Source organism: Intrasporangium sp., from assembly GCF_036566125.1.
Lineage (GTDB): Bacteria > Actinomycetota > Actinomycetes > Actinomycetales > Dermatophilaceae > Intrasporangium.
The window spans coordinates 1-10044 of the sequence record NZ_DATCWX010000129.1; the positions used below are offsets into that span (position 1 = coordinate 1).

Annotated in this window: 8 protein-coding genes and 1 tRNA gene; 8 read left to right on the forward strand and 1 reads right to left on the reverse strand. The window is 68.3% G+C overall.

Annotated elements, in window-relative coordinates; translation table 11 throughout:
• The 5 genes from VIR15_RS07505 to VIR15_RS07525 all read left to right on the forward strand — a co-directional run.
• The coding region (locus tag VIR15_RS07505; RefSeq protein ID WP_331926851.1) for a CapA family protein at nucleotides 1-1496 on the forward strand (1496 nt) is incomplete at its 5' end.
• A gap of 164 nt (nucleotides 1497-1660) precedes the next feature.
• A complete protein-coding gene (locus tag VIR15_RS07510) occupies nucleotides 1661-2122 on the forward strand; it encodes a hypothetical protein (protein ID WP_331926852.1) in 462 nt (153 codons plus the stop codon).
• 116 nt (nucleotides 2123-2238) lie between these two features.
• The gene (locus tag VIR15_RS07515) at nucleotides 2239-4443 is read left to right on the forward strand and encodes a cell wall-binding repeat-containing protein (protein WP_331926853.1); all 2205 of its coding nucleotides are present in this window, start codon (nucleotides 2239-2241) and stop codon (nucleotides 4441-4443) included.
• Between the two features lie 158 nt (nucleotides 4444-4601).
• On the forward strand, nucleotides 4602-5459 hold the full coding sequence (locus tag VIR15_RS07520) for a hypothetical protein (protein ID WP_331926854.1): 858 nt from the start codon (nucleotides 4602-4604) through the stop codon (nucleotides 5457-5459).
• Nucleotides 5442-5515, forward strand: a tRNA-Gly gene (locus VIR15_RS07525). Before VIR15_RS07520 ends, VIR15_RS07525 begins: the two co-directional genes overlap by 18 nt.
• A 119-nt stretch (nucleotides 5516-5634) precedes the next feature.
• Here VIR15_RS07525 and VIR15_RS07530 read toward each other — a convergent pair.
• Nucleotides 5635-6084, reverse strand: a complete 450-nt coding sequence (locus VIR15_RS07530; protein ID WP_331926855.1) for a MarR family winged helix-turn-helix transcriptional regulator — start codon at nucleotides 6082-6084, stop codon at nucleotides 5635-5637.
• 81 nt (nucleotides 6085-6165) lie between these two features.
• Here VIR15_RS07530 and VIR15_RS07535 point away from each other — a divergent pair, with 81 nt between their 5' ends.
• The 3 genes from VIR15_RS07535 (at nucleotide 6166) to VIR15_RS07545 (ending at nucleotide 9464) form a co-directional block, all read left to right on the forward strand.
• The gene (locus VIR15_RS07535) at nucleotides 6166-6801 is read left to right on the forward strand and encodes an NADPH-dependent F420 reductase (protein ID WP_331926856.1); all 636 of its coding nucleotides are present in this window, start codon (nucleotides 6166-6168) and stop codon (nucleotides 6799-6801) included.
• Entirely contained in the window at nucleotides 6798-7433 is a 636-nt protein-coding gene (locus VIR15_RS07540) for an alpha/beta hydrolase (protein ID WP_331926857.1), read from the forward strand. Before VIR15_RS07535 ends, VIR15_RS07540 begins: the two co-directional genes overlap by 4 nt.
• Before the next feature lie 168 nt (nucleotides 7434-7601).
• Nucleotides 7602-9464, forward strand: coding sequence for an acyl-CoA dehydrogenase (locus tag VIR15_RS07545; protein WP_331926858.1), 1863 nt, complete (start codon nucleotides 7602-7604; stop codon nucleotides 9462-9464).
• Nucleotides 9465-10044 lie beyond the last annotated feature (580 nt).

Genomic DNA, 10044 nt, shown 5'->3' on the forward strand with positions numbered 1-10044 from the left:
CTCCCTCGGCAGGCACCGGCTCGGCGACGGCGAGCCCCACGACAACCACGGAGCCAATGACCTTCCCGCTGGCCGTGGTCACCGGGATCACGAACCTCAGGGCGACCACCACCGTCAAGGAGCTCGGGGCCCTGGCCGACCGGGGCGAGCTGGTGCTCCCGTGCGGAGTGGAGGTCACCCAGCCAGCACTGACCTCGGATGCCTCATGTGTGCAGGCAGACGAGATCCCAGCCATGCTGAAGAAGGGCCAGAAGCGCATCGCGCTGCTCCCGCCCGGGCTAGTGGAGCCGGCGACAAAGGTGCTCTCGATCGCCGGCAAGGGACCCTTCGGGATGTTCGGCGCCGACCTCTTCGGCGATGCGAAGGCCCGGGCCATGGACTATCCCGTCCTCGCCACAGCGGAACCCGGCGCAGGGCTGGAGCCGAGCTGGACGGCATACGACAAGTCTGAGATCTGGACGATGACCAACCTGGGGAGCCTGTGCGCCGACCGCGGAGGCGCGACCCAGGCGGTGGCTCGGGGCAAGGGCTGGGACTGGGTCTTTGGTGGAGGCACCGCCGAGTACGCCGCGAAAGCCGTTGTCGACCCACCGAACCGCGAGCCCTACCGAGCCGTGCAGCCGCGGGACACCGGCAACGACGGTGCGTTCGCACAGGTGACCAAGCGGTCCGACGTCGCGATCGCCGACCACGAGTGCCCAGTCATCGCCGACGAGAACTGGGAGCCGCAGCTCGGCCGGACCCTGGTCTTCAGCGTCCCGGAGGCGGTGCTCCCCCACTGGCGGGACACGCTCGGCCTGGACATCGTCTACCTCGCCGCCAACCACATGAGCGACAAGGGAGTCGCCGGCATCCGCTCGACGCTGCGGCTCATGGACCAGTACAAGATCCCGCGCACGGGGCTCGGGATGGACCTCGACGAGGCGCTCGAACCGGTCTATGCGGAGGTCGCCGGTCTCAAGGTCGGGTTCGTCGCCTTCAACGACGTCGGCGGGGTGGCCAAGGCGGACGCAAACACACCCGGCGTCCCGTGGATAACCCAGGAGAACATCGAGGAAGGGGTGAGCCGAGCCAGGAAGGGCGGCGCCGACCTGGTGATCTGCGACCCGCAGTGGTGGGGCGGCGCGGAGTACCACAACGACCTCTGGCCGACGCAGGAGGAGCAGGTCGGCTGGTTCGACAAGGCCGGCTGCGACCACGTGATCGGCTCCGGGACCCACGTGGCCGGTCCGCTGCTGCTCCGGCAGCGCGGAGACGACGCGAGTGTCGTGCTCGTCAGCCCGGGCAACCACTACTTCGGGCAGGGGTGGTGGCAGGAGACGCAGGAGGGCGTGATCCTCGACCTGACGTTCCGCGGGACGACGCTCGTCAACGTCCGCATGCGCCCCACTGTCATGATCAACGAGGCGCGTCCTGCGCTGCTCGACCCGCTGGGCGACGGTCACTACGTCCTCCAGCGCGTGTGGAAGTACTCGGAAATCGACGACAAGCGCTGAAGGCGCTTTCGCATCTGCACCAATGCTTCCCCGTACCGCTGTGCCTTGACAGCCTCACGCCCGCGCCACCAACCTTGTGAGGAGCGGTGCATGAGAACGCCGCCATGTGCGGCCGGTCAGAACGGGCAGTTCCTTACTCACCACCACATTGGGGAGTGTGTGTGATGGCGCACGAAGTGGTCCGCAGTCGATCCCGCATCATCACAACGATCGCGGCTGTCCTCGCCGTCGTGGCCCTGACCGGAGCGCAGTCGAGTTGCGAGGCGCAGCGAAACCAGTACTCCAGCTCCAAGGCGAAGCAATCCAACTCGCAGGTCGAGGACTCGAACTCGAACTCCAACGTCAACGTCAACGTCTCGGTCGTCGAGTACTCCGTGACCTCGGACGCCCGGATCGAGACCATCACGTTCCTCGACGAGGACGGTGACATGGTGACGAAGTCCAATGTGGGCAGGTCCTGGTCGGGAACCGGCCCCGCCGGCCATGGCACCGTGATGATCTCCGCGACCACCGGTGACGGCAGCTCGATGATCAAGTGCTCGGTGCGCGTCCACGGGGAGGTCGTCCAGCGTGCGAGCGCCGTCGGGGGCGGCGACACGACGGTCGTCTGCAAGACGTCGTACTGAGCCCGCTCGGCGCACGTGGTCGGGTCAACCTGACAAAGAACCGCGGGTCGCGCTACCGTGATTCTGGGGCAGGAGTCAACCTGTGCCCATTTTGCCCACATCGCAAGGTGCCCCTCATGACTCCAGCCACGAAACGTGCCACCACTCCCCGGATCACGGCCGCGACAACCGCGCTGCTCCTATCGGTCGTAGCGATGCCCGCCTGGCAGGCATCGGCCCGACCCGATGCAGGTGGCACGACGCCGGTGGGCCGTCCGGGACCGGCCACCACGACGATCCACGACCTCGCGCCAGCCGACAAGGTCCGGGGCGTCGGGTCACTGAGCCGCGCTGACGCCGCCGAGGCGAGGGAGTATGCGCGAGGCCGGGCAGTCGAAATCGCCTCGGCGACTGAGGCTGTCGACGTGCCGCCGCTCGCGGTCGTCGGCGTCACGTGGGACGCGGGCTCCGCACCCGGCGGCTCTGTGCAGTACCGCACCGCCGAGGCAGGCATCTGGTCGGAATGGCGGTTCCTCGAGGCGGAGGCTGACGGGCCCGATCCTGCCGAGGCGAAGGAGGCAGCCGCCAAGACAGGCGGTGCTCGCGAGGGATCGGCACCCCTTGTCACCACGGACGCGGATGAGATCCAGGTCCGCATCATCGCCGAGGGGGACGCGAGCCCCCTCGATGCTGAGCTCATGGTCGTCGAGCCCGGCGCCTCGACCACGTCGAGCGCCACCTCGAGCGCCACCTCGAGCGCCACACCGACCGCATCACGGACATCTGAGTACATCGTCGAGTCGACCATGGCCATCACGACCGATGCGGTCACGACCGATGCGGTCACGGCCGATGCGGTCACGGCGGTGGCCAAGCCGACGATCTACACGCGCGCCCAGTGGGGTGCAGACGAGTCGGTCCGAGACCCGTCCGAGCCTGACTATGGCGTCGTCGACGGCGCGGTGGTCCACCACACCGCGGGGTCCAACAGCTACACGGCCGACCAGGTGCCCGGCATCATCGAGGGCATCTACGAGTACCACGTCAACGGCCACGGCTGGCGCGACATCGGCTACAACTTCCTCGTCGACAGGTTCGGCCGCATCTGGGAAGGCCGCTACGGCGGCATGGACAAGGCCGTCGTCGGCGCCCATGCCGCGGGCGTCAACTCGGTGATGTTCGGCGCCTCCGTCCTCGGTGACTTCCAGACGGCCGAGCCGCCGTCCGCCGTCACCACCGCGCTGCGCAACCTCATCGCCTGGAAGGCGGACGTCCACCGTTTCGACGTCCTCGGCACGACCGTCGTCGACGGCACGACCTACAACAACATCTCGGGGCACCGGAACGTCAACGCGACCGACTGCCCGGGTGACTATCTCTACGCCAAGCTCCCCGCGTTGCGCACGGCCACCGCGGCACTGTCGCCGAGCGCCACGCGCATCGGTGGAGCCGACCGCTACGAGGTGGCCGCAGCCACGTCCGCGTCGACCTTCGCGGCCGGCGCACCGATCGCCTACATCGCCACCGGCGGGACCTTCCCGGATGCCCTGGCCGCTGGGCCCGTCGGCGGGCACCGCGGTGGCCCCGTCCTGCTCACGCGAAGCGACCTGCTCGTCACGCCGACGATCAACGAGCTCAAGCGGCTCAAGCCGGAACGGATCGTCATCCTCGGCGGAACCGGCTCCGTCTCCTCCGCGGTCGAGCAGCAGCTGCGCAGCTACGCGCCCAGCGTCAGCCGCATCGGTGGGGCCGACCGGTACGCCGTCGCGGCCGCCACGTCTGCCTCCACCTTCGCGACCGGCGCCCCCATCGCCTACATCGCCACCGGCACCACCTTCCCCGACGCGCTCGCCGCCGGCCCCGTTGGCGGCCACCGCGGCGGTCCGGTCCTGCTCACCAAGACCGACCAGCTCGTCACCCCGACGATCAACGAGCTCAAGCGCCTCAAGCCGGAACAGATCGTCATCCTCGGCGGAACCGGCTCCGTCTCCGCCGCGGTCGAGCAGGCGCTGCGCAGCTACTCGTCCACCGTGAGCCGCATCGGTGGCGCCGATCGGTACAACGTCGCCGCGGCCACGTCCGCGTCGACCTTCGCGGCCGGCGCACCGATCGCCTACATCGCCACCGGCGGGACCTTCCCGGATGCCCTCGCCGCAGGGCCGGTCGGCGGGCACCGCGGCGGCCCGGTCCTGCTCACGCGGAGCGACCTGCTCGTCACGCCGACGATCAACGAGCTCAAGCGGCTCAAGCCGAGGAAGATCGTCATCCTCGGCGGCCCGGCCTCCGTCTCGGAGGCCGTCGCCAGGCGGCTCCACAGCTACGAGGAGCCCGCTACGTCTTGACGGGCTGCAGCAACCGGTATCACCCCGAACGCCCCGATCCTCTGCCGATCGGGGCGTTCGCCTGTCGGGCGCCACCAAGAGCGACACCATGGAGTGGACACACTCAGGAGGCACCGATGGCTCATCCGACGTGGCGTGGCGTGACGATCTGTCCCTGCATGAAGGAGCCGTTGGACGAGCTCGCCCGTTCCTCGGGCAGGGACGTCCTGGTCTCCCCGATCAAGGGCTTCGGCTCCTTCCAGGTTGGCAAAACCGCCTCTGCGGGAACCGGATCCGGTGGTGGTCATGTCGATCTCTCACTGGGCCGCCTCAACCCCCAGCAGAAGCTCCGGCTCGAAGGGCTGGCCCGTCAGATCGGCTTTTACGCCGACATCCGTGAGCCGACGTGGTGGTCACCGACCCGCAAGAGGTGGCTCCGAGAGAAGTGGGCCTCGCACCTGCACATGGTCCTCAAGGACTGCCGCCACCTGTCACCGGAAGCGAAGGCACAGCTGCGCGAGTGGTACGCCGGCGAGAACGGCCTCGCCGGCGATGACCCTGACGATGGCGACCGGACCTACCTGCGCCAGACGTGGAAGCAGTACCGCGCCTCGAAGACCGGCATCAAGCCTCCCCCGCCTCAGCCCACGATCGCCGTCGCCAACCTCAAGCAGGGCCGGAGGAACGGCGACGTCAAGCGCTACCAAGCCGTCGTGTGGAAACGTCTCGCGTCGGCGACCCGCACGAAGATCCTGACGAGGAACCGTCTCAAGGAGACCCAGATCGCCGACGGCTTCTACGGCGACGTCACCGTAGAGATGACCAAGGCGCTCTACGCGCAGATCGCCGCCAAGGAGCCGAAGGGCGGTTGGCCGATCTGGGCGGAGCCCGGCCCACGCCTGCTCAAACGTCTGGGGTTCATCCCGGTCGGCACCAGGGATCTCGACGACCCGCACGACGAGTTCGGCGAGCCCGATTCGGTGTCCGACCCCGTCTCCGCTAACATCGACCCGCACCCCGCGGGTGTAGTTCAGTAGCAGAACACCTCCCTTCCAGGGAGGAGACGTGAGTGCGATTCTTGCCGCCCGCTCCAGCACGTTGGGCCCGGTCAGCCGCCCGGGCCCTTCGTCGTTCCCGACCACCCACCCAAGCAGGCTGTATGCCGCTGAGCCGGCTCAGCGGCATACGAAACCCTTTGTGGTGGGCGGGCTCTCAGGCCACGAGCCGCGCGCTCCGAAGGCGGCGCAGCAGCTCGTCGAGCTCGAGGAGCTCGATGTCGGTGAAGTCGGCAAGCATCCGGCGCAGGTTGGCGTCGTGGATCGAGACGGCCTTGTCGAGTACGGCGTTGCCCTCTGCCGTCAGGCCCGCGTAGACGACTCGGCGGTCGCTCGCGCACGGCACCCGCTCGACGAGTCCGGCAGCGACCATGCGGTCGACCATGCGGGTGACACCGCCGCCCGTGAGCGCCACCTGGTCGGCGAGGGACCCCATCGGGGCGAGGCCCTTGTCCGCACGGGAGATCCGCAGCATGACCTCGAACCAGTTGTGCGGCACACCGACCCGCTCCTCGAGGGAAGCGCCGAGCTGCTTCTCCAGGGAGTTGTACGCCTCCATGAGGAGGCCGAAGGTCGAGACCAGGTCGTGGTCAGTGTGCGTGCTCATAGAGTTAGTTTAACATGCAACTATTGACACGGCAGGCAGCACGGAGAATAGTTGAGGACTCAACAACCTCAAGGAGTGCACATGCGCATCGCGATCATCGGCTCCGGCAACGTCGGATCCGCCCTTGCCGCCGCCGCCACGAAGGCCGGCCACGACGTCATCCTCTCCGCCTCGGAGGCGAAGAGCGCCCGTGAAACCGCCGACAAGGTGGGGGCGCAGGCCGCCGCCAGCAATGCAGACGCGGTCCGTGACGCAGAGATCGTCGTGCTGGCGGTGCCCGGCCTGGCGGTCAGCAGCATCGCCGACGAGCTGGGCAGTGCCCTCGACGGCAAGGTCGTCGTCGACTCGACCAACCCGATCAACGAGACCTTCGACGACCTCTTCACGACCGGTCGGTCCTCCGCGGAGGAGCTGCAGGACAAGCTCCCCAACGCCAAGGTCGTCAAGGCCTTCAACACGATCTTCGCTGGCCGGCACGGGAATCCCTTCGAGGGCGAACAGCCGCTCGACGCCTTCGTCGCGGGAGACGACGCCGACGCCAAGGCCAAGACCGGCGAGCTCGCGACGTCACTCGGCTACCGGGTCATCGACGCGGGCGGCCTGCGCATGGCCCGCTCCCTCGAGGAGATGGCGTTCCTCAACATCTCGCTCAACGCGACGAAGGGCTGGGTCTGGCAGAGCGGTTGGAAGCTCGTCGGTCCGACGGAAGCGCAGTGACGAGCCGCTTCGCGACGGCAGAGGTGGCGTGGGCCGGGTCTGCCGACCCGGCTGCTCCGCTCGTCGTCCTCCTCCATGGGCGTGGCGCCGACGAGCATTCGATCCTGATGATGGCCGACCACCTGCCTGACGGCCCTGCCTACGCGGCCGTGCGAGCGCCGATCGCCGAGGGTGGCGGGTATGCCTGGTTTGCCAACCGCGGTATCGGGCGGCCAGTGGCCGAGTCGCTGGCGGACACGATGGCGTGGTTCCGGGACTGGCTCGACGAGGTGGCCCCGCAGGGTCGGACGGTCGTTCTCGTCGGCTTCAGCGGGGGCGCCGCGTTCGCGGGCGGTCTGGTGTTGGCCGATCCGGAGCGCTTCCGCGGTGCGGCGATTCTCTACGGGACGCTGCCCTTCGACGCGGGCGTTCCGGTGACACCCGGCCGCCTCCAAGGCGTCAGCGCCTTTGTGGCCCAGGGCGACCAGGACGCGGTGATCCCCCGGGAGCTGCTGGACCGTACCTGGGACTACGTCACCGGTGACTCGGGAGCCCTCGCGCGCACCCGACGCGATCCCGGAGGCCACGGGATCACGCCGGAGACGGCAGCCGAGCTCAGCGACTGGGTGGGCTCTTTGGTCGCCGACGCCTGAGTCCCTCCTGGCACTCGTCGGTGCGTGCCCCTGGGAGCAAGCTCAGCGGCATACGGGCCCTCTCTCTTGCATTCGTTACTGCTCGGTAGCATCATGGAAGTGACCCGCCAGTAACTTGGCGTGCGCCCGCAGGGCGGCATCTTTCATGGACGAGCAGCGGAGGACCCGATGGGCCACTACAAGAGCAACGTACGAGACCTTGAGTTCAACCTCTTCGAAGTCTTCGGGCGCCAGGACATCCTCGGTCAGGGCCTCTACGCCGACCTCGACGTCGAAGCCGCAAAGGACATCCTCCGCGAGATCTCCCGCCTCGCCGAGAACGAGCTCGCCGAGAGCCTGCTCGACTCGGACCGCAATCCGCCGGTCTACGACCCGGCCACCCACTCGGTGACGATGCCCGAGTCCTTCCGCAGATCCTTCCGCGCGTACGTCGACGCGGAATGGGGCAACCTCGATGTGCCGGTCGAGCTCGGCGGCATGGTCATCCCGCCGTCGCTGCGGTGGGCCACGGCGGAGATGATCTGCGGCGCCAACCCGGCGATCCACATGTACACGGCGAGCTACTCCTTCGCCAACCTCCTCTACCGCCTCGGCACCGAGGACCAGCAGAAGCTGGCCAAGCACATCGTCGACAACGCCTGGCACACGACGATGGTCCTCACCGAGCCGGACGCTGGCTCCGACGTCGGTGCGGGCCGCACCAAGGCCATTCAGCAGCCGGACGGCACGTGGCACATCGAGGGCGTCAAGCGGTTCATCACGTCGGGCGAGTCGGACCTCGTCGACAACGTCGTCCACTTCGTGCTCGCCCGTCCCGAGGGCGCCGGGCCGGGCACCAAGGGCCTGTCCCTCTTCATCGTCCCGAAGTTCCACGTCGACCTCGAGACGGGTGAGCTCGGCGACCGCAACGGCGCTTACGTCACCAACGTCGAGCACAAGATGGGGCTGAAGGTCAGCACGACGTGCGAGGTGACCTTCGGTGAGCACGAGCCGGCCGTCGGCACGCTCCTCGGCGACGTCCACGACGGCATCGCGCAGATGTTCCACGTCATCGAGAATGCGCGAATGTTCGTCGGCACCAAGGCAATCGCGACCCTGTCGACCGGCTACCTGAATGCCCTCGAATACGCCAAGCAGCGCGTCCAGGGTGCCGACCTCACCCAGATGACGGACAAGACCGCGCCCCGGGTCACGATCACGCACCACCCGGACGTGCGCCGCTCCCTCATGCTGCAGAAGTCATACGCCGAGGGGCTGCGGGCACTCGTCCTCTACACCGCCACCCAGCTCGACACAGTCGCGCAGGCGCAGGGCGGGGACCGGACCAAGGACGTCGAGAAGGGCTCGGACGCTGAGCTGGCGAGCCGGGTCAGCGACCTGCTCCTGCCCATCGTCAAGGGCCTCGGCTCCGAGCGGGCCTGGGTGCTGCTCGGCACGGAGTCGTTGCAGACCTTCGGCGGGTCGGGATTCCTGCAGGACTATCCGATCGAGCAGTACGTCCGGGACGCCAAGATCGACACGCTCTACGAGGGCACGACCGCGATCCAGGGGCTCGACTTCTTCTTCCGCAAGATCGTGCGCGACAAGGGGCAGGCCCTGCAGCACCTCGCCGGCCAGATCCAGGAGTTCGCAAAGGACCTCGGCGGCTCGCTCGACAGAGAGCGGGAACTGCTCGGCAAGGCCCTCGAGGACGTGCAGGCCATCGTCGGCCACATGATCAACGACCTGATGAAGAGCGACCCGCGCGTCGGCGGCGAGGTCACGAACCTCTACAAGGTCGGCCAGAACAGCACGCGCCTGCTCCTCGCGGCCGGCGACCTCGTCGTCGGCTGGCTCCTGCTCCGCCAGGCAGCCGTCGCGCAGGCCGCGCTCGACGCGGGTGTGACGGGCAAGGACGCGGACTTCTATCGCGGCAAGGTCGCGGCAGCGTCGTTCTACGCCAAGAACGTCCTGCCCAAGCTCGCCGCGGAGCGCGCCATCGCCGAGGACACCGACAACGACCTGATGGACGTGCCCGAGTCCGCCTTCTGACCCACACGGCACAGGCGCTGGCAACCTGCGTCGGGGGGCTGAGCCGGGAAACCGCTTGGATGACTCTTCCGTGGGTCATCTCCGGCCGGGCCGGGTCGGCTGGTGCCCATGCGCCCGCACAGTCCCAGCGTGGCCCCGTCCCCGTCGAATGCGCACTTCCCGTCGCCCGCGCGGATGTCACGAACTGAGCGCACTCGACGCGGGGGTGGCCGGTCCGCCTCCGACAACTGAGCCGCGGTGCGGTTGTGGTCGCGTTTTCGTCCGGAACCCTCCGACGTCCCAGCCGGGGCGGGATTGTCGGAGGTGCGGGGCACCGCGAGTGGATCACGCCGTATGCCGCTGAGCTCGGCCCCACGCGCCAGCTCAGTCCCAGCGTGACCCCGTACCCCTCGAATGTGCACTTCCCGTCGCACCGTGTGCTCTGAGTCAGGCGCTCAATCACCCAAGGAAACGTCAGCAGACCCGGAAAACTCGGTGGCACCACGGTCCGGCTGGTCCCTACCGTTTTCGTATGCGCACCATGCAACTCGACGTCCACGACGACGACCGGACGCGGCGGGCCTACGAGGCGCTGGCCGCC

Bases quoted from the DNA above. Each gene is read 5' to 3' on its own strand.
- VIR15_RS07510 (WP_331926852.1), top strand. From the start codon at position 1,661: ATGGCGCACGAAGTGGTCCGCAGTCGATCCCGCATCATCACAACGATC.
- VIR15_RS07515 (WP_331926853.1), top strand. From the start codon at position 2,239: ATGACTCCAGCCACGAAACGTGCCACCACTCCCCGGATCACGGCCGCG.
- VIR15_RS07520 (WP_331926854.1), top strand. From the start codon at position 4,602: ATGAAGGAGCCGTTGGACGAGCTCGCCCGTTCCTCGGGCAGGGACGTC.
- VIR15_RS07530 (WP_331926855.1), bottom strand. From the start codon at position 6,084: ATGAGCACGCACACTGACCACGACCTGGTCTCGACCTTCGGCCTCCTC.
- VIR15_RS07535 (WP_331926856.1), top strand. From the start codon at position 6,166: ATGCGCATCGCGATCATCGGCTCCGGCAACGTCGGATCCGCCCTTGCC.
- VIR15_RS07545 (WP_331926858.1), top strand. From the start codon at position 7,602: ATGGGCCACTACAAGAGCAACGTACGAGACCTTGAGTTCAACCTCTTC.